Below are 18,395 nucleotides of genomic sequence, written 5' to 3'. Positions count from 1 at the left end.
GAGACCGCGTGACAGAGCCCACCGCCCCCGCCGCCGAACTCGTCGTCGTCGCCAACCGCCTGCCCGTCGACCGGGTCGCCGACGCCGCTGACGGGTCGGGCTGGCGCCGCTCGCCCGGCGGGCTGGTGACGGCGCTCGAGCCGGTGATGCGGCGCGCCGACGGCGCCTGGGTCGGCTGGCCCGGCCAGCCCGACATCGAGGTCGAGCCCTTCGAGTTCGAGGGCACGCACCTGGTGCCGGTGTCGCTGAGCGCCGACGAGGTCGAGCTCTACTACGAGGGCATGTCGAACGACACCTTCTGGCCGCTGTACCACGACGTCATCGCTGCGCCCCGGTACCGTCGCGTGTGGTGGGACGCCTACGTCAAGGTCAATCGACGATTCGCCGAGGCGGCCGCCGGCGTCGCCGCCCAGGGCGGCACCGTGTGGGTGCAGGACTACCAGCTGCAGCTCGTGCCGCAGATGCTGCGCGAGGCCCGCCCCGACCTCACCATCGGCTACTTCCACCACATTCCCTTCCCGGCATACGGTCTCTACTCGCAGCTGCCGTGGCGGCGCCAGGTGCTCGAGGGCCTTCTCGGCGCGGACGTCATCGGCTTCCAGCGGGTGGCGGACGCCGGCAACTTCGCGCGGGCCGTGCGTCGGCAGCTGCGCTACCAGACGAAGGCGACGGGGATCACCGTTCCCGAGCCGGACGGCTCGACGCGCAACGCGCTCGCGAAGGCGTTCCCCATCTCGATCGACACCGGGTCGTACATCGAGCTCGCCGAGCGCCCCGACATCAAGGCCCGCGCCGCCGAGATCCGCGAAAGCCTCGGCAACCCGAAGAAGATCCTGCTCGGCGTCGACCGGCTCGATTACACGAAGGGGATCCGCCATCGCCTCAAGGCGTTCGGCGAGCTGCTCGAGGACGGCCGCATCGACGTCGAGGACGTGACCCTCGTGCAGGTCGCGAGCCCCAGCCGCGAGCGCGTCGAGGCCTACATGCAGCTGCGCGACGAGATCGAGCTGACGGTCGGGCGCATCAACGGCGACCACGACACCATGGGGCACACGGCCATCCGCTACCTGCACCAGGCCTACCCCCGCGACGAGATGGTGGCGCTGTTCCGTGCCGCCGACGTCATGCTCGTCACGGCGCTCCGCGACGGCATGAACCTCGTCGCCAAGGAGTATGTGGCGACCCGCACCGACAACCGCGGCGTGCTGGTGCTCAGCGAGTTCGCCGGCGCCGCCGACGAGCTGCCGAGCGCGATCCGCATCAACCCCCACGACATCCATGGGATGAAGGAAGCGATCTTGCGCGCGATCGAGATGCCCGCCGCCGAGCAGGGGCGCCGCATGCGGGCGCTGCGGAAGAAGGTCGTCGAGAACGACGTCGCCAGCTGGTCGCGGTCGTTCCTCGACGCCCTCGACACCGCCCGGGAGGGCAAGCGCGTGCAGAAGGCCGGCGCGTGAGCGCGGCGGACGAGGCGATCGCCCGGGTCGCGGCATCCGATCGCCTTCTCGTCGCGCTCGATTTCGACGGCACCCTGTCGCCGCTCGAGGACGAGCCGATGGACGCACGGATGCTGCCCGCCGCGCGCGAAGCTGTCGACGCCCTGGTCGCGACGCCTGACACCGTCGTCGCCTTCGTATCGGGGCGGAGCCTCGTGGATCTGCGCGTGATCGCCGAGCACGACGACTCGTCGAGGGTGCTGCTGGCGGGATCGCACGGAGCAGAGTTCTGGATCCCGGGCGAGGGCGTGGTGAGCCACGGCGAGGATGATGCCGACGTCGCCCTGCGCGACGCCCTCCGTGGCCACGCCGAGGAGGCCACCGCGCACCTCGAGGGCGTCTGGATCGAGCCGAAGACCTTCGGGTTCGGCGTGCACACGCGCCGGGCGAGCGCTGCGGCCGCGGCCGAGGCGAACCGCGTCGTCGATGAGATCGTCGCGGCCGAGGCCCCGCATTGGCGCCGTCGCACGGGACACAACATCGTCGAGTTCGCGTTCCGGCACGAGGGCAAGGACTCCGCGATCGCCGAGCTGCGCGAGCGGGTGGGCGCCACGGCGGTGCTGTTCGCCGGCGACGACGTGACCGACGAGGACGCGCTGGCGAGCCTCGGGGACGGCGACCTCGGCGTGCGCGTCGGAGAGGGGCAGACTTCCGCGAGCGTGCGTGTCGCCGACATCGCGGCGCTCGCGGCCCTGCTGCAGCGTCTCGCAGCGGAGCGCTCAGGGCGTTAGGACCAGCCGCCTCGGTGCTCCGTCACTCGGGGCGAGGCGGTCGCCGTGCGGGAATACACTGAGTCAATGGCCCAGCCCGATTCGCTCGCTGACAACTCCATCGACATCAAGCCCCGCAGTCGCGTCGTCACCGACGGCATCGAAGCCACGACGTCGCGCGGCATGCTCCGTGCCGTCGGCATGGGCGACGCTGACTGGGACAAGCCGCAGATCGGCATCGCCTCGAGCTGGAACGAGATCACCCCCTGCAACCTGAGCCTCGACCGGCTCGCGCAGGGCGCCAAGGAGGGCGTGCACGCCGGCGGCGGCTATCCGCTGCAGTTCGGCACCATCTCCGTCTCGGACGGCATCTCGATGGGCCATGAGGGCATGCACTTCTCGCTCGTCTCCCGCGAGGTCATCGCCGACTCCGTCGAGACCGTCATCATGGCCGAGCGCCTCGACGGCTCGGTGCTGCTCGCCGGGTGCGACAAGTCGATCCCCGGCATGCTCATGGCATCCGCGCGCCTGGACCTCTCGAGCGTCTTCCTCTACGCCGGCTCGATCGCGCCGGGCTGGGTCAAGCTCTCGGACGGCACCGAGAAGGACGTCACCATCATCGACTCGTTCGAGGCCGTGGGAGCGTGCCTCGCGGGCAAGATGAGCGAGGCCGACCTCAAGCGCATCGAGTGCGCGATCGCCCCGGGCGAGGGCGCGTGCGGCGGCATGTACACCGCCAACACGATGGCCTCCGTCGCCGAGGCGCTCGGCCTCAGCCTGCCCGGATCGGCCGCGCCGCCGTCGGCCGACCGCCGCCGCGACTACTTCGCCCACCGCTCGGGCGAGGCCGTCGTCAACCTGCTGCGCCAGGGCATCACGACGCGCGACATCCTCACCAAGGAGGCGTTCGAGAACGCGATCGCGCTCGCGATGGCGCTGGGCGGCTCGACCAACGTCGTGCTGCACCTCCTCGCGATCGCCCGCGAGGCCGATGTCGACCTCAGCCTGCACGACTTCAACCGCATCGGCGACAAGGTGCCGCACGTGGCCGACATGAAGCCGTTCGGCAAGTACGTCATGAACGACGTCGACCGCCACGGCGGCATCCCGGTCATCATGAAGGCGATGCTCGACGAGGGCCTGCTCCACGGCGACGCGCTCACCGTCACCGGCAAGACGCTGGCCGAGAACCTCGCCGACCTGAACCCCGACCCCGTCGACGGCACGGTCATCCACTCGTTCGACGACCCGATCCACGCCAAGGGCGGCATCACGATCCTGCACGGCTCGATCGCCCCCGAGGGTGCGGTCGTGAAGTCGGCCGGCTTCGACGCCGACGTGTTCGAAGGACCTGCCCGCGTGTTCGAGCGCGAGCGTGCCGCGATGGACGCCCTCGAGGCCGGCGAGATCGCCGCCGGCGACGTCGTCGTGATCCGCTACGAAGGCCCCAAGGGCGGCCCCGGCATGCGCGAGATGCTCGCGATCACCGCGGCCATCAAGGGCGCTGGGCTCGGAAAAGATGTACTACTCTTGACGGACGGCAGATTCTCAGGCGGCACAACCGGCCTGTGCATCGGCCACATAGCACCCGAAGCGGTGGACGCAGGTCCCATCGCCTTCGTGCGCGATGGTGATCTGATACGGGTCGATATCGCGGCTCGCACTCTCGACCTACTCGTCGACGAGGCTGAGCTTGACTCCCGCCGCTCTGGCTGGGAGCCGCTTCCCCCGCGCTATACCCGTGGCGTCCTTGCCAAGTACTCCCGACTCGTGCGCTCCGCTGCGGAGGGCGCGACCACCGGTTGAGCCTGGCTTCCGACATCCGCCTCCGACCCACTTCAGAGGAAATCACCATGTCAGCCGACACCGCCGCGGCCGTTCCCCGGCCGCCAGCCCGCACCGCCTCGACGCCCGTGCTCACGGGCGCGGAAGCGGTCGTCCGTTCTCTTGACCTGCTCGGGGTGACCGACGTCTTCGGTCTTCCGGGCGGCGCCATCATGCCCGTGTACGACCCCCTCATGGACGACGAGTCCGTGCGCCACATCCTCGTCCGGCACGAGCAGGGCGCCGGTCACGCCGCCGAAGGCTACGCCGCCGCATCGGGTCGTGTCGGCGTCGCGATCGCGACGTCCGGCCCCGGCGCGACGAACCTTGTCACCGCCATCGCCGACGCCTACATGGACTCCGTGCCGATCGTCTGCATCACCGGTCAGGTCTTCTCCACCCTCATGGGGACGGATGCCTTCCAGGAGGCCGACATCGTCGGCATCACGATGCCGATCACGAAGCACTCCTTCCTGGTGAAGCGTGCGGAGGACATCCCCGGTGCGATCGCGGCCGCGTTCGAGATCGCGTCGACGGGTCGTCCCGGTCCCGTGCTCGTGGACATCACCAAGGACGCCCAGCAGGCTGAAGCGCCCTTCGTGTGGCCGCCGAACATCGACCTCCCGGGCTACCGGCCCGTCACGAAGGCGCACGGCAAGCAGATCCACGCCGCGGCTCAGCTCATCGCCGACGCCAAGAAGCCGGTGCTCTACGTCGGTGGCGGCGTCGTGCGCGCCCGCGCCTCGGAGGAGCTCCTCTCGCTCGCCGAGACGACCGGCGCCCCCGTCGTGACCACGCTGATGGCGCGCGGTGCGTTCCCCGACTCGCACACGCAGCACCTCGGCATGCCGGGCATGCACGGCACGGTGCCGGCGGTGCTCGCGCTGCAGGACGCCGACCTCATCGTCGCCCTCGGTGCGCGGTTCGACGATCGCGTCACAGGCAAGGCCGCGCTGTTCGCGCCGAACGCGAAGGTCGTGCACGTGGACATCGACCCCGCCGAGATCTCGAAGATCCGCACCGCCGACGTGCCGATCGTGGGCGACCTCAAGGACGTGCTCGTCGACCTCGACGTGGCGTTCCGCGCCGTCAGTGGCGGCACCGCGCCCGACATCACCGAGTGGTGGTCTTTCCTCGACGGACTCCGCGACGAGTTCCCGCTCGGCTACACGCAGCCCACCGACGGGCACATGGCGCCGCAGTACGTGATCCAGCGCATCGGCGAGCTCACCGGCCCCGAAGGCGTCTACGCCGCGGGCGTCGGTCAGCACCAGATGTGGGCCGCGCAGTTCATCAAGTACGAGCGCCCGAACGCCTGGCTCAACTCCGGCGGCGCGGGGACGATGGGCTACTCGGTCCCGGCTGCGATGGGCGCGAAGGTCGCCGAGCCCGACCGCGTCGTGTGGGCGATCGACGGCGACGGCTGCTTCCAGATGACCAATCAAGAGCTGGCCACCTGCGCGATCAACAACATCCCGATCAAGGTCGCGATCATCAACAACTCGTCGCTGGGCATGGTGCGCCAGTGGCAGACGCTGTTCTACGACGGTCGCCACTCGAACACCGACCTCAACACCGGCCACGGCACGGTGCGCATCCCCGACTTCGTGAAGCTGGCGGAGGCGTACGGCTGCCTCGCGATCCGCGTCGAGAAGGAAGAGGACGTGGATGCTGCGATCCAGACGGCGCTCGAGACGAACGACCGTCCCGTGGTCATCGACTTCGTGGTGAGCGCCGACGCGATGGTGTGGCCGATGGTGCCGCAGGGCGTGAGCAACAGCTTCGTCCAGTACGCGCGGGATCACTCGCCCGCCTTCGACGAGCAGGAGGACTGAGACATGACGAGTCACGTGCTGAGCCTCCTCGTGGAGGACAAGCCCGGTCTGCTGACACGCGTCGCGGGCCTGTTCGCCCGGCGCGGCTTCAACATCGAGTCGCTCGCGGTGGGAGTCACCGAGGTCCCCGGGCTCTCGCGCATCACGGTGGTCGTGGACGTCGACGAGCTTCCCCTCGAGCAGGTCACCAAGCAGCTCAACAAGCTCATCAACGTCATCAAGATCGTCGAGCTCGACCCCGCGGCATCCGTCCAGCGCGAGCACATGCTCGTGAAGGTGCGGGCCGACAACCAGACCCGGTCGAACGTGCTCGAGGTCGTCAACCTCTTCCGCGGCCAGATCGTGGACTACGCGCCGGACGCGCTCGTGGTCGAGGTCACCGGCGACAAGGGCAAGGTCGACGCGTTCCTACGTGCGCTCGAGCCCTTCGGCATCAAGGAGCTGGCGCAGTCCGGCCTCGTCGCCATCGGCCGCGGCGGCAAGAGCATCACCGAGCGCGTGCTGCGCGGCTGAGCGCGCGGCACCCACTACTTCCAGAACCGATCAATCAAGGAGAAACACGAAGATGGCTGAGATCTTCTACGACGCCGATGCCGACCTGAGCATCATCCAGGGCAAGAAGGTGGCGATCGTGGGCTACGGCTCGCAGGGCCACGCGCACGCCCAGAACCTTCGCGACTCGGGTGTCGAGGTCGTCATCGCTCTCAAGGACGGCTCCAAGTCGATCGAGAAGGCGCAGGACGAGGGCTTCGAGGTCAAGTCGGTCGCCGACGCGGCCGAGTGGGCCGACGTCATCATGATCCTCGCGCCGGACCAGCACCAGCGCGGGATCTTCACCGACAGCATCAAGGACAAGCTGACCCCGGGCAAGACGCTGGCGTTCGCGCACGGCTTCAACATCCGTTTCGGCTACATCGAGGCGCCCGAGGGCGTCGACGTCATCCTCGTCGCGCCGAAGGCGCCGGGCCACACGGTGCGCCGCGAGTACGTCGCGGGCCGCGGCATCCCCGACATCATCGCCGTCGAGCGTGACGCGACGGGTGGCGCCTGGGCGACCGCACTGTCGTACGCGAAGGCCATCGGCGGCACGCGTGCCGGCGTCATCAAGACGACCTTCACCGAGGAGACCGAGACCGACCTCTTCGGCGAGCAGGCCGTCCTCTGCGGCGGCGTGTCGCAGCTCGTCCAGTACGGCTTCGAGACCCTCACCGAGGCGGGCTACCAGCCGCAGATCGCCTACTTCGAGGTGCTGCACGAGCTCAAGCTCATCGTCGACCTCATGTGGGAGGGCGGCATCGCCAAGCAGCGCTGGTCGGTCTCCGACACCGCCGAGTACGGCGACTACGTCTCGGGCCCGCGCGTCATCGACCCGCACGTCAAGGAGAACATGCAGGCCGTACTCGCCGACATCCAGTCGGGCGCGTTCGCCAAGCGCTTCATCGACGACCAGGACAACGGCGCCGTCGAGTTCCTCGAGCTCCGCGAGAAGGCTGCCGCCCACCCGATCGAGTCGGTCGGCAAGGACCTGCGCTCGCTCTTCGCGTGGAAGCAGCAGGACGCGGACTACGTCGAGGGCTCGGCCGCCCGCTGATCCCGACCCGCTGACCGCGCCACGCGCGATCGTCACTGAGAGCCCGGTCCCGAGAGGGGCCGGGCTCTCGGCGTTCTTGTCACGACGAGGGAGTGCGTGCATAGACATCGGATGTTTGTGTCAGGATGGGACCACACACAGACGGAAGGCGAGTGGGGCGAGAATGCGACAGCAGTGGTTCGACGAGGCGCGATTCGGGATGTTCGTGCACTTCGGCCTGTACAGCGGTGCCGCACGGCACGAGTGGGTGCAGAACTACGAGTTCCTGACCGACGAGGACTACCTCCCGTACTTCCAGAACTTCGACCCCGACCTGTTCGATGCGCGGGCACTGGCCAGCCGCGCGAAGGCGACGGGCATGGGCTACGTCGTGCTCACCACGAAGCACCACGACGGCTTCGCGCTGTGGAACACCGCGGTCAGCGACTTCAACGCGGTCGCGGCGTGCGGCCGGGACCTCGTGCGGGAGTACGTCGACGCGCTCCGCGCCGAGGGTCTTCGGGTGGGCCTCTACCACTCGCTGATCGACTGGCATCACCCCGACTTCACGGTCGACTGGAACCACCCTCGACGGGCCGACGAGGACATCGCCGCCCTCAACGAGGGTCGCGACATGGCGCGGTACCGCCAGTTCCTGCACGCCCAGGTGCGCGAGCTGCTGACCGACTACGGAAAGATCGACTATCTGTTCTTCGACTTCACCTACCCCGAATCGATGGACGGGCTCGCCGGCAAGGGGCCGGGGGACTGGGATGCCGAAGCGCTCCTGGCGATGTGCCGCGAGCTGCAGCCTGAGATGCTCGTCAACGACCGGCTCGGCATCCCGGGGGACTTCGTCACGCCCGAGCAGTACCAGCCCACCGCGCCGCTGATGGTCGACGGCGTGCCGCAGGTGTGGGAGGCCTGCCAGACCATGAACGGCTCGTGGGGCTACCACCGCGACAACACCGAGCAGAAGCCGGCGACGCTGCTCGTCCAGATGCTCTCGGACTCGGTGTCGATGGACGGCAACATGCTGCTCAACATCGGCCCCGACGGGCGCGGTGCGATCGCCCCGCGTGATGAGCGCACCCTGTCGGAGATCGGGGAATGGATGCGGCTGCACCGAGGTGCGATCGTCGGCGCCGGTCACGCGAGCTTCGTGCCGCCGCGCGAGGGCGTATACACCCGCCGTGGTCACAAGCTCTACCTGCACCTGATGTCGTGGCCGCTGGGCTTCGTGCACCTTGCCGGGCTCGCCGGCAAGGTCACGTACGCGCGATTTCTGAACGACGGGTCCTGGCTCCGCACGTCGGCGGCCGACCCGGATCAGAAGGCGGTCAACATGACGCCGGCCGGCGAGGCGGAGGGGACGCTCACCGTGCACCTTCCGGTCGCCCAACCGGACGTGCTGATGCCCGTGATCGAGCTCACGCTCGCCGAGGGCTGACCGCTCACGCGGTGGGCAGCTCGAGGTTGTCGAGCGCCCACCGCGCGGCGCCGTGGAGGATGGCGTCCGCGCGCGTATGCGCGGCTTCGATCCGCAGCTGCTGGGTGGCCAGTGGGTGGCATGCCTCGTACACCCGGCTGCGCACCGCGGCGATGAACGGCTCCGACGCGCTCATGCTGCCCGTCAGGAACACCGCGTGCGGATTGAAGAAGTTCACGACGCCCGACAGCGCCTGACCGAGGTGCGTTCCCGCCGTGCGGACGATCATGGTCGCCTCCGGCTCCGCGTCGCGCGCCAGCGCCAGCACGTCGGCGGTGGTCTCGACATCCGTCCGCCCGCGCTCGCGCATCTGCCGCACGAGGCTCGCGCCGCTGGCCACGGTCTCGAGGCAGCCGGTGTTGCCGCAGGAGCACGGGATGTCGCCACTGCCGTCGATGCGCGTGTGCGTGATGTCGCCTGCCGCACCCGTTGCCCCACGGTGGATGTGGCCGTCCACGATGATGCCGCTGCCGATGGCGGTGCCGGCCTTCACGGTGATGCTGTGGCCGTTCGCGCCGAACTGCGCGCGGTGCTCGCCGAGCGCGGCGAGGTTCGCGTCGTTGTCGACGGCGACCGGGACGCCGTAGCGGCGCCGCACGTGATCGGGGACGCGGAAGCCGGGCCACCCGGGCATGCGCGACGGCTGGGTGACGGTCCCGCGGTCGATGTCGACCGGGCCGGGAAGGCTGATGCCGATCGCGTGGATCGTGGTGTCGCGCGCGAGCTCGTCGAAGACCACGCACACGGCGTCGAGGGTCGCCTCGGGGCCGTCCGCGAGGACGACCGGGATCGAACGCGTCTCGCGCAGCTCGCCGCTGAGCGAGTGCGCGCCGATGCGGGCGTGTCCGCCTCCCAGGTCGACCGTGAGCACGATCCCCGAACCCTCGTCGATGCCCAGCAGCCGCGGGCGTCTGCCGCCGCGTGACGTGCCGTCGCCTCGCTCGGTCACGAGCCTGGCGTCGATCAGCGACTGCACCCTGAGGCTGACGGTCGACGGCGCGAGGCCGAGAGCCGCGGCGAGCTCGCTGCGCGAGCTGGCCTGCCCGCGCGCGATCAGATCGATGATCCGCCGGGACAGGTCCTCATCGACGGAAGAGCGGTCGGTGTCGGGGGTCATGGTCCCTCTCGCGGGTGGTGGTCTGGGCGTGTTTCCGAGATGTGACGAAGTATCACACGTCGATAAACATCCGATGTTCGGGTTGCGTCACCGATCGAAACCTGCGAGGGTGACTTGCGACACAAGAGTACAAGGTTGGTTCGATGTTCGAAATAACCTTGTGAGAACTGGCTGCCATAGGAGGCATTCGATGAAGAAGTTGCGCGTCGGCGCGGTGGCCGCAGCCACCGGCGTAGCGGTGGTCCTGACGGGGTGTGCGAGCGGTTCGGGCGGAGACAGCTCCACGGACGGCAAGCCCACGATCGTCGTCGACATGTGGGCGGGCAGTGAGGCCGACACCACGGCGCTGGAGAAGCAGGTCGCGATCGCGCAGGAGGAGAACCCCGATGTGACGATCAAGCTCCAGACCGCGCCGTGGAACGACTTCTTCACGAAGCTCACCACCAACATGGCCAGCGGGAACATGGCGTGCGTCACGGGTATGAGCGGCGCACAGCTCGGCGGGTTCACCGACGGATTCCGCGAGCTGACGGCGGACGACCTCGAGACCGCGGGTCTCGACTTCGCCGACTTCAACCCGGGCGCCGAGGGCATCCTCAGCTTCGAGGGCGGCCTGTACGGCGTTCCCTTCGACGTCGCGACGATGCTCGTCTACTACAACCAGGACATGCTGACCGCGACCGGTGCGGCCACGCCCGAGATCGACTGGACCTTCGACGACTTCGAAGACATCGCGACGACGGCGACGGCCGACGGCAAGTACGGCTTCGGCATGGGCATGGGCGGCTACCAGTGGATGTCGATGCCCATCGCGCTTTCGGGCAAGCAGCCGGCCTCCGAGGACGGCACGCTCCACATCGACGACCCCGACTTCGTCGACGCGGCGTCGTGGTACTCGGGTCTCGTCACCGACCTCGGCGTCGCGGCGCCGGTCGCCTCGGCGTCGGACACCGGCTGGGGCGAGAACCAGTACACCGGCGGCAACGCCGCCATGGCGGTCGACGGCACGTGGAACGCGGTCAGCTACCTCAACAACGAGTCGGGCTTCGCCGCCGGCATGGCGCCGCTCCCGGCGGGCGACCACGGCAACTCCGGACCGATCCTCGGCTCGGGCTACGGCATCTCGAAGACCTGCGACAACCCCGAGGCCGCGCTCAAGGTCATGGGGTCGCTCCTCGGCAAGGACGCGCAGGACTACATCGCCTCGTCGGGTCGCTCGTACCCGGCACGCACCGAGTCGCAGCCGCTGTACTTCGACTCGATCGACGAGGAGTACCGCGAGCAGGTCCAGACGGTCTTCGAGTCGGCGTTCGCCACCACCGTCCCGCTGTACATGACGAAGAACTGGGAGAAGCTCGACAGCTACATCCAGCCGAACCTCGTCAGCGTCTACAACGGCCAGATGGAGATGTCGGACCTGCTGGAGAGCGCCCAGGCGCAGTTCGGCAACTGACCGGGTTCGTCCTCGAACCCTCGCACGTGAGCAAGAGAGCAGAGCAATGACGACCACGACGACGACACGTCGCGGGTCGCTCGCCAGGGCCGAGGCCCGCCAGGCGCTGGGCTTCGCAAGCCCGGCCCTGGTGGGGCTCGCCCTGTTCACGATCGTGCCCGTCGGGCTCTCGATCGTGATGAGCGTCTACGACTGGCCGACGTTCGGCGACCGCACCTTCAACGGCGTCGAGAACTACGCAAAGCTGTTCACCAGCAGCCCCGACTTCTGGCCGGCGCTGCGCAACTCCGCGGTGTACACGCTGCTGTACGTGCCGCTCAGCATCGCCCTCTCGCTCGCGCTCGCGATCGGACTCGGGCCGCGCATCCGCGGCCGTGGCGCCCTCCGCGTGCTCTTCTTCATCCCGGTCGTCGTGCCCATGGTGGCCAACGTCCTGGTGTGGAAGATGATGCTGCAGCCGCAGGGTCTGTTCAACGGCCTGGCGCAGAGCTGGTTCGGCGCCACGCTGCCGAACTTCCTCGCGGATCCCTCGTGGGCGATGATCATGGTGGTCGCCATGAGCGTGTGGCAGGGACTCGGCTACAACATGCTGATCTTCTCCGCGGCGCTCGAACAGCTGCCCGAGAGCGTGCTCGAGGCGGCCAGCATCGACGGCGCCCGGGGCTTCCGCCTCGTCTGGAGCGTCATGATCCCGATGATCTCTCCGTCGATCTTCTTCGCGACGATCATGACGATGATCACCGCGCTCCAGGTGTTCGCGCAGCCGCAGCTGCTCACCGGCGGTGGCCCGGGCAACGCGACGAAGCCGCTCGTGATGTTCATCTGGGAGCAGGGCTTCACCTTCGGCGACCTGGGACTCGCGGCAGCAGCGGCGTGGATCCTCTTCGCGATCATCATCCTCATCACAGGCATGCAGTTCGCCGCGCAGCGGAAGTGGGTGCACTATGAGCACTGACACCGAGACCGAGACCGAGACCGACAAGGACGCGTCGGCGATCGAGCAGACGCTGCTGATGACGTCGGACGACGAGTTCGTCGAGGAGCCCCCGGCGCGCCGTCGCACTGCCGCGCGTACCCCGGGTGAGCGCATCCGCCTGGTCCTCGCGCACATCTGCATCTACCTGGCGGCGCTCATCTTCGTCGCGCCCCTCGTCTATGCCTTCTTCTCGGCGCTCAAGCCCAACGAGGAGATGTTCTCGATGCCGCCCACGCTGGTCGGCTCGCAGATCAAGTGGGGGAACTTCGCGGAGGTGTTCGCCTACGGGCCGTTCCTCACCTACATCGGAAACTCGCTGTTCGTGGCCGTCGCCGGCACCCTCGTGGTGCTCATCGTCTCGACGACGGCGGGCTACGCGTTCGGGCGCCTGCGCTGGAAGGGGCGCGACGCTGTCTTCGTGCTGTTCCTGGCCACCCTGATGGTGCCGGCAGAGGTCCTCGTCATCCCGATGTTCCAGGTGATGCAGTGGTTCGGATGGGTCAACACCTATCAGGCGCTCATCTTCCCGTTCGCCTTCACGGCGTTCGGCACCTTCCTCATGCGTCAGTTCTTCCGCGGCATCCCGTTCGAGCTCGAAGAGGCTGCCCGGGTCGACGGGTCGGGTCCGGTGCGCACGTTCCTCCAGATCATCCTTCCGCTGTCCAAGTCGGCGGTGGCGGTGCTGGCGGTGTTCACGTTCCTGTCGTTCTGGAACAGCTACCTCTGGCCGCTCATCGTGACGGTCGACTACGCGACACTGGGCACGCTCCCCGTGGGCCTCGCCAGCTTCTCGGGCCTCACCGGCACGCGCTGGGACCTGCAGATGGCGGCCGCGATCATCTCGATGATCCCCACCACGATCCTCGTGATCGTCCTGCAGAAGCACCTGGTGAAGGGCATCGCGATGGCCGGGCTGGGCGGCCGATGAGCGGGTGCGCAGAGGCCCCCGCCGTCGTCGCCGGCATCGACATCGGGGGCACGAAGACCGCCGGCGCCCTCGTCGCCGCGGACGGCACGGTGCTGGCGCGCGCGACGCGCGACACCCCGGCCCGCACCGGTGGCGCCGCGATGGCCGAGACGGCGGCGCTCCTGGTCGAGGAGCTCGTCGATGACGCGGGCGTGCGTCCCGATGCGGTCGGCGTCGGCGCGGCGGGGGTCGTCGACCCGCGCAGCGGTGCGATCCGCGCCGCGTCGGACATGTTCGTCGACTGGGCGGGATTCCCGCTCGGCGAGCGGCTCGGTGACAGGCTCGAGGTCGAGGTGCGCGTCGAGAACGACGTGAACGCCTTCCTCCTCGGCGAGACCGCATGGGGCTCGGGGCGGGGCGCCGACGTGCTCGGCGTGATGCTCGGCACCGGCGTCGGCGGAGCGCTCGTGCTCGACGGCCGACTCCGCCACGGTCCCTACGGAGCCGCCGGCGAGATCGGCCACACTCCGGGCTACGGCGATCTCGTCTGCACCTGTGGCCGCACCGGTCACCTCGAGACCCTGGCCTCGGGCACCTCGATCGCGCGCCGCTATGCGGCGGCGACCGGCGATGGCGTCGTGTCAGCGCGGGTCGTGGCCGATCGGGCGCGAATCGGCGACCCGGCGGCGAAGGCGGTGTTCGACGACGCCGGTCGGGCGGTCGCCCTCGCGTGCATCTCCGCCGCGACCCTCGTCGACGTGCCGCTCGCGGTGGTCGGGGGCGGGGTGGTATCCGCATGGGACCTGCTCGCTCCTGCCGTCGATGCCACCCTCCTGACCGATCCGCCGGTGTCCGGCGCCCCCCTGCGCATCGTCCCCGGCGCGCTGCGCGGCGACGCGGTCGTGCTCGGCGCCGCGGCGATGGTGGCGGCATCCGATCGGTCCATCCCCTCCGAACAGTTCGCAGAAGGTGAGCTCCTCCGTGACGTCGCGTCCTGACCACGACCAGATCTGGAAGGGCCCGCTGGGCCCGCTCCACCCGTCGGGGCTCGCGCGCCCGCGCATCGGCATCGGTGGCATCTCGATCGAGTCCAGCACGTTCTCCCCGCATATCTCGGGCGACGAGGCGTTCACGATCCGCACCGGCGACGAGCTGCTCGCGTACTACCCCTTCCTCGCCGAGGGGGAGGAGCTGCGGGATGCTGCGGCCTGGGTTCCGCTCACCCACGGGCGCTCCCTGCCCGGTGGGGCTGTCGACCCGGAGACGTACGCGCGCATGAAGCAGGCGATCGTCGAGGGGATCCGCGCGGAGGGCCCGTTCGACGCGTTCTTCTTCGACATCCACGGAGCGATGAGCGTCGTGGGCATGGACGACGCCGAGGGCGACCTCGCGACCGCCGTGCGCGAGGCGCTCGGTCCCGACACGCTCGTGTCGGCATCGATGGATCTGCACGGCAACGTGTCGGACGCCCTGTTCGACGCCGTAGACCTCATCACGTGCTACCGGATGGCGCCGCACGAGGACTGGATGAACACCAAGCAGCGCGCGGTGCACAATCTGCTCGAGCGGCTGCGCGCGGCTTCGGGCGCCGACCCGGATGCGCGACGCCCCCACAAGGCGTGGGTGCGCGTTCCGGTGCTGCTGCCCGGCGAGAAGACGAGCACGCGGCTCGAGCCCGCCAAGGGGCTGTACGGCACCATCCCGGATGTCGAGGAGCTCGAGGGCGTCGTCGACGCCGCCGTGTGGGTGGGGTACGCGTGGGCCGACGAGCCCCGCTGCCACGCCACGGTCATCGTGACCGGCGACGACCCGGCGGTGATCGCGCGTGAAGCCGAGCGACTCGGACAGCGGTATTGGGACGCGCGCGCGGACTTCGTCTTCGTGGGTCCGACCGCGAGCCTCGATGAGGCGCTCGATCTGGCCCTGGCCGACGACGCGCCGAGGCCCTACGTGATCTCGGATTCCGGCGACAACCCGACGGCGGGCGGCGCCGGAGACGTCTCGTGGACCCTCGGACGTCTGCTCGAGCGGGCCGACCTTCAGGATGCGTCGCGCACGGTGCTCGCGGCATCCGTCTTCGATCCGGAGGCGGTGCGCGCCGCCGAGGCGGCGGGGATCGGCGCCACGGTCACGGTGCACGTGGGCGGGCGTGTCGATCCCGGTCCGCGCGGGCCCGTCGAGGTCACCGGCGAGATCGTCTCGATCACCGGCGGCGATCCGGTCGCGGGCACGCAGGTCGTGGTGCGCCGCGGCGCCGTGCACGCGATCGTGACGGAGCGGCGCAAGCCCTTCCACCACCTCGACGATTTCCGGATGCTGGGACTCGACCCCGAGACGGCCGACATCGTGATCGTGAAGATCGGCTATCTCGAGCCCGAGCTCTACGATCTCGCCGCGGGATGGACGCTCGCGCTCACACCCGGGGGTGTCGACCAGGATCTGCTGCGCCTCGGCCACTCCCGGCTGCGCCCCGGCACCTACCCGTTCGCCACGACCGACGACGAGCCGGATCTTGCGGCACTGGTCACCCGACGCCGCGGCACGGAGGCACGCGCATGAACTTCGAGACCCGCACCGGACCCGATCTCGGCGACGCGGCGCCCGAGTACCCCGATACTCCGGTCCCCGAGTGGTACCGCGACGCGAAGCTCGGGTTCTTCGTGCACTGGGGCCTTTATTCCGTGCCTGCATGGGCGCCGGCCCACCCTCCCGGGGGAGTGCCCGCCGAGGACGCCTATGCCCACCACCAGTACGCCGAGTGGTATGCCAACACGGTGCGCATCGCGGGCAGCCCGACGTGGCGGCGCCACCAGGAGCTGTACGGCACCGGCACGAGCTACGAGGACCTCGCGGACCAGTGGAATCCGGGCGGGTTCGACGCCGACGCCTTCGTCGACGCGCTCGTCGACGCGGGCGCGCGGTACGTCGTCCCCACGACGAAGCACCACGACGGCTTCTGCCTGTGGGACACCGCGACGACGTCGTTCAGCGCGGCCCGCCGCGGCCCACGCCGCGACCTGATCGCCGAGCTCCACGACGCGACGCGTCGCGCCGGTACGCGGTTCGGCGTCTACTTCTCGGGTGCGCTGGACTGGCACGTGAGCGACTACCCGCCGATCGAGTCCGACACCGACCTCTTCCGCTTCCGCCGTGCGGACGAGTGGTTCTCGCGGTACGCCGCCGCCCAGCTCGACGAGCTCGTCGATCGCTTCCGCCCCGACCTGCTCTGGAACGACATCGAATGGCCGGACGGCGGCAAGGGGCAGCAGGACTACGCGGTCGCCGCGCTGCTGCGCCGGTACCTCGCTGCCGTGCCGGACGGCACCGTGAACGACCGCTGGGGCGTGCCTCGGCACGGCTTCCTCACCCGCGAGTACACCCACGTCGCCGACATCGTCGCCGAGCCGTGGGAGTCGACGCGCGGTCTCGGGTACTCCTTCGGCTACAACCAGGCGGAGGATGCGAGTCATTCGCTGTCGGGCGCCGCCCTCATCCGCCTCCTCGCCGACGTCGTGAGCAAGAACGGCAACCTCCTGATCAACGTCGGCCCGCGCGCCGACGGATCGATCCCCGAGCTGCAGGAACGCGCCATGCGGGAGCTCGGCGCGTGGCTCCGCCGCGACGGCGACGCGATCTACGCCACGCGTCCGTGGGTGCGCGCGTATGAGGAGACCGGCGCGCCGCGCGCTTACACCGCCGCGGAGGGGGTGGTGAACGTGATCGCGCTCGACCCCGCCGCAGGCGAGTTCGATCTTCCGGAGGAGCTCGCCGGACGACCCGCGCGCTGGGCGGACGGCTCCGAGGCGGCGCTCGAGCGCACGCCCGATGGCCGCTCGCACGCGACCGTCCCCGATGCCTTCCGCGCCGATCCGGCGATCGCCCTCCGGGTCGAGCTGTGATGCGCGCGGCCGTCGAGATCGCCGTGCAGGACACCGCGGGCGCCCGTACGGCGATCGAGGCGGGTGCCGATCGGCTCGAGCTCTGCCAGGCGCTCGTCGTCGGCGGTCTCACGCCGTCGATCGGGTCGATCGAGGCCGTGTGCGACGCGGTCGGCGCCGAGAAGGTGAACGTGCTGGTGCGTCCCCGGGGCGGCGGCTTCGTGTACGACGCCGACGAGGTCGCGGTCGTCACGGCCGACATCCGCGCCTGCGTCGCGCGGGGTGTGGGCGGCGTCGTGGTCGGCGCGCTCGAGGGCGACGGCCGCGCCGACCGCGAGGCGCTTCGCCGGTGGACGGATGCCGCGGGCCCGGCGACGCTCGTGTTCCACCGTGCGATCGACGCGTCGCCGCGCAGCGCCGAGGTGTTCGAGACCCTCCTGGCCGAGGGCGTCGGCCGGGTGCTGACGTCGGGGGGCGCGGAACGCAGCATCCGGGGGATCGACCGCCTGGAGGCGTACGCACGCCTCGCCGGGCCGGACCTCGAAGTGACGGCAGGCGGGGGAGTGGCGCCGGCCGATATCCGCCACCTCGTCCACGCCGGCGTGGGCGCCGTGCATCTCTCGGCGCGCCGGCGCGCCGGCCTCGGCGCGCCCGCGGGACCCGGCGGCGGTTCGGACGGGCACGACGTGACCGATCCGGGGATCGTGGCGGAAGCTGTGGCCGCCGCCCGGGGCTGAGCACCGCTGCCGGTCGGAGCGATTGCTGAGAGTTTCCTCATCCGCGGACCCTTGTCGGCGTGCCCGGGAGCGTGGTTCGATCCTCGCCATGGGAGAAAACATGCCTGATCACGCATCCGACCACGACCTCGGGACCACGGCGGCGAACCCGCCCCACTCGGGTCTGAGTCGACGCAATTTCCTCGTCGGCGTCTCCGCGGCGGGCGGGCTCGCCGCGGCCGGGTGGGGGCAGGCGCCGCCGGCGCCTGCCGCCCCCGGGGGGGGGGGCCCCCCGGCACTTTCGCGCGGGCCGTGCGTCGGCAGCTGCCCTACCAGACGAAGGCGACGGGGATCACCGTTCCCGAGCCGGACGGCTCGACGCGCAACGCGCTCGCGAAGGCGTTCCCCATCTCGATCGACACCG

General features: G+C 69.8%; 15 protein-coding genes and 1 pseudogene. 15 read left to right on the top strand and 1 reads right to left on the bottom strand.

What is annotated here, in order from left to right:
• Positions 1-8 precede the first annotated feature (8 nt).
• From ACLBXX_RS18245 to ACLBXX_RS18215, 7 genes and pseudogenes are all read left to right on the top strand, one after another.
• Positions 9-1,457, top strand: coding sequence for an alpha,alpha-trehalose-phosphate synthase (UDP-forming) (locus ACLBXX_RS18245; protein WP_387136758.1), 1,449 nt, complete (start codon positions 9-11; stop codon positions 1,455-1,457).
• Positions 1,454-2,227: a trehalose-phosphatase gene (gene otsB, locus ACLBXX_RS18240; RefSeq protein WP_447659189.1), complete on the top strand. Its 774-nt coding sequence runs from the start codon at positions 1,454-1,456 to the stop codon at positions 2,225-2,227. The genes ACLBXX_RS18245 and otsB overlap by 4 nt, the downstream gene beginning before the upstream one ends.
• Before the next feature lie 66 nt (positions 2,228-2,293).
• Positions 2,294-4,012: a dihydroxy-acid dehydratase gene (gene ilvD, locus ACLBXX_RS18235; RefSeq protein ID WP_374974632.1), complete on the top strand. Its 1,719-nt coding sequence runs from the start codon at positions 2,294-2,296 to the stop codon at positions 4,010-4,012.
• 47 nt (positions 4,013-4,059) lie between these two features.
• A complete protein-coding gene (locus tag ACLBXX_RS18230; protein ID WP_447659188.1) occupies positions 4,060-5,865 on the top strand; it encodes an acetolactate synthase large subunit in 1,806 nt (601 codons plus the stop codon).
• 3 nt (positions 5,866-5,868) lie between these two features.
• Positions 5,869-6,378, top strand: a complete 510-nt coding sequence (gene ilvN / locus ACLBXX_RS18225; protein ID WP_045297961.1) for an acetolactate synthase small subunit — start codon at positions 5,869-5,871, stop codon at positions 6,376-6,378.
• Positions 6,371-7,456, top strand: a pseudogene (ilvC, locus tag ACLBXX_RS18220) (ketol-acid reductoisomerase); the annotation flags it as partial. The gene ilvN and the pseudogene ilvC, both read left to right, overlap by 8 nt.
• 163 nt (positions 7,457-7,619) lie before the next feature.
• Positions 7,620-8,885 carry an alpha-L-fucosidase gene (locus tag ACLBXX_RS18215; protein ID WP_447659187.1) on the top strand — a complete coding sequence of 422 codons (1,266 nt, stop codon included), beginning with the start codon at positions 7,620-7,622 and terminating at the stop codon, positions 8,883-8,885.
• 4 nt (positions 8,886-8,889) lie between these two features.
• Here the strand turns inward: ACLBXX_RS18215 and ACLBXX_RS18210 are convergent, their stop codons facing one another.
• Positions 8,890-10,041, bottom strand: a complete 1,152-nt coding sequence (locus ACLBXX_RS18210; RefSeq protein WP_447659186.1) for an ROK family protein — start codon at positions 10,039-10,041, stop codon at positions 8,890-8,892.
• Positions 10,042-10,231: 190 nt separating this feature from the next.
• On the opposite strand from ACLBXX_RS18210, the gene ACLBXX_RS18205 reads away from it, so the two are divergent.
• The 8 genes from ACLBXX_RS18205 to ACLBXX_RS18170 all read left to right on the top strand — a co-directional run.
• Positions 10,232-11,494 (top strand): ABC transporter substrate-binding protein, encoded by a 1,263-nt coding sequence (locus tag ACLBXX_RS18205; RefSeq protein WP_447659185.1) that lies wholly within the window; start codon positions 10,232-10,234, stop codon positions 11,492-11,494.
• Positions 11,495-11,540: 46 nt separating this feature from the next.
• A complete protein-coding gene (locus tag ACLBXX_RS18200) occupies positions 11,541-12,449 on the top strand; it encodes a carbohydrate ABC transporter permease (RefSeq protein WP_447659184.1) in 909 nt (302 codons plus the stop codon).
• Positions 12,439-13,398, top strand: coding sequence for a carbohydrate ABC transporter permease (locus ACLBXX_RS18195; protein ID WP_447659183.1), 960 nt, complete (start codon positions 12,439-12,441; stop codon positions 13,396-13,398). The genes ACLBXX_RS18200 and ACLBXX_RS18195 overlap by 11 nt, the downstream gene beginning before the upstream one ends.
• Complete coding sequence (locus ACLBXX_RS18190; RefSeq protein WP_447659182.1) at positions 13,395-14,375, top strand: ROK family protein; 981 nt, start codon at positions 13,395-13,397, stop codon at positions 14,373-14,375. Before ACLBXX_RS18195 ends, ACLBXX_RS18190 begins: the two co-directional genes overlap by 4 nt.
• Positions 14,359-15,936, top strand: a complete 1,578-nt coding sequence (locus ACLBXX_RS18185) for a M81 family metallopeptidase (RefSeq protein ID WP_447659181.1) — start codon at positions 14,359-14,361, stop codon at positions 15,934-15,936. The genes ACLBXX_RS18190 and ACLBXX_RS18185 overlap by 17 nt, the downstream gene beginning before the upstream one ends.
• Entirely contained in the window at positions 15,933-17,276 is a 1,344-nt protein-coding gene (locus ACLBXX_RS18180; protein ID WP_447659180.1) for an alpha-L-fucosidase, read from the top strand. The genes ACLBXX_RS18185 and ACLBXX_RS18180 overlap by 4 nt, the downstream gene beginning before the upstream one ends.
• The gene (locus ACLBXX_RS18175; protein ID WP_447659179.1) at positions 17,276-17,992 is read left to right on the top strand and encodes a copper homeostasis protein CutC; all 717 of its coding nucleotides are present in this window, start codon (positions 17,276-17,278) and stop codon (positions 17,990-17,992) included. Before ACLBXX_RS18180 ends, ACLBXX_RS18175 begins: the two co-directional genes overlap by 1 nt.
• An 88-nt stretch (positions 17,993-18,080) precedes the next feature.
• A partial coding sequence (locus tag ACLBXX_RS18170; protein WP_447659178.1) for a twin-arginine translocation signal domain-containing protein occupies positions 18,081-18,395 on the top strand: 315 nt, incomplete at its 3' end.

The organism is Microbacterium sp. C23T, assembly GCF_053345975.1.
This window is presented reverse-complemented; position numbering and strand designations above follow the sequence as displayed.

Excerpts from the sequence above, each read along its gene's own strand:
- ilvD (WP_374974632.1), top strand. The coding sequence starts at position 2,294 with ATGGCCCAGCCCGATTCGCTCGCTGACAACTCCATCGACATCAAGCCC.
- ACLBXX_RS18230 (WP_447659188.1), top strand. The coding sequence starts at position 4,060 with ATGTCAGCCGACACCGCCGCGGCCGTTCCCCGGCCGCCAGCCCGCACC.
- ilvN (WP_045297961.1), top strand. The coding sequence starts at position 5,869 with ATGACGAGTCACGTGCTGAGCCTCCTCGTGGAGGACAAGCCCGGTCTG.
- ACLBXX_RS18215 (WP_447659187.1), top strand. The coding sequence starts at position 7,620 with ATGCGACAGCAGTGGTTCGACGAGGCGCGATTCGGGATGTTCGTGCAC.
- ACLBXX_RS18210 (WP_447659186.1), bottom strand. The coding sequence starts at position 10,041 with ATGACCCCCGACACCGACCGCTCTTCCGTCGATGAGGACCTGTCCCGG.
- ACLBXX_RS18205 (WP_447659185.1), top strand. The coding sequence starts at position 10,232 with ATGAAGAAGTTGCGCGTCGGCGCGGTGGCCGCAGCCACCGGCGTAGCG.
- ACLBXX_RS18200 (WP_447659184.1), top strand. The coding sequence starts at position 11,541 with ATGACGACCACGACGACGACACGTCGCGGGTCGCTCGCCAGGGCCGAG.
- ACLBXX_RS18195 (WP_447659183.1), top strand. The coding sequence starts at position 12,439 with ATGAGCACTGACACCGAGACCGAGACCGAGACCGACAAGGACGCGTCG.
- ACLBXX_RS18190 (WP_447659182.1), top strand. The coding sequence starts at position 13,395 with ATGAGCGGGTGCGCAGAGGCCCCCGCCGTCGTCGCCGGCATCGACATC.
- ACLBXX_RS18180 (WP_447659180.1), top strand. The coding sequence starts at position 15,933 with ATGAACTTCGAGACCCGCACCGGACCCGATCTCGGCGACGCGGCGCCC.
- ACLBXX_RS18175 (WP_447659179.1), top strand. The coding sequence starts at position 17,276 with ATGCGCGCGGCCGTCGAGATCGCCGTGCAGGACACCGCGGGCGCCCGT.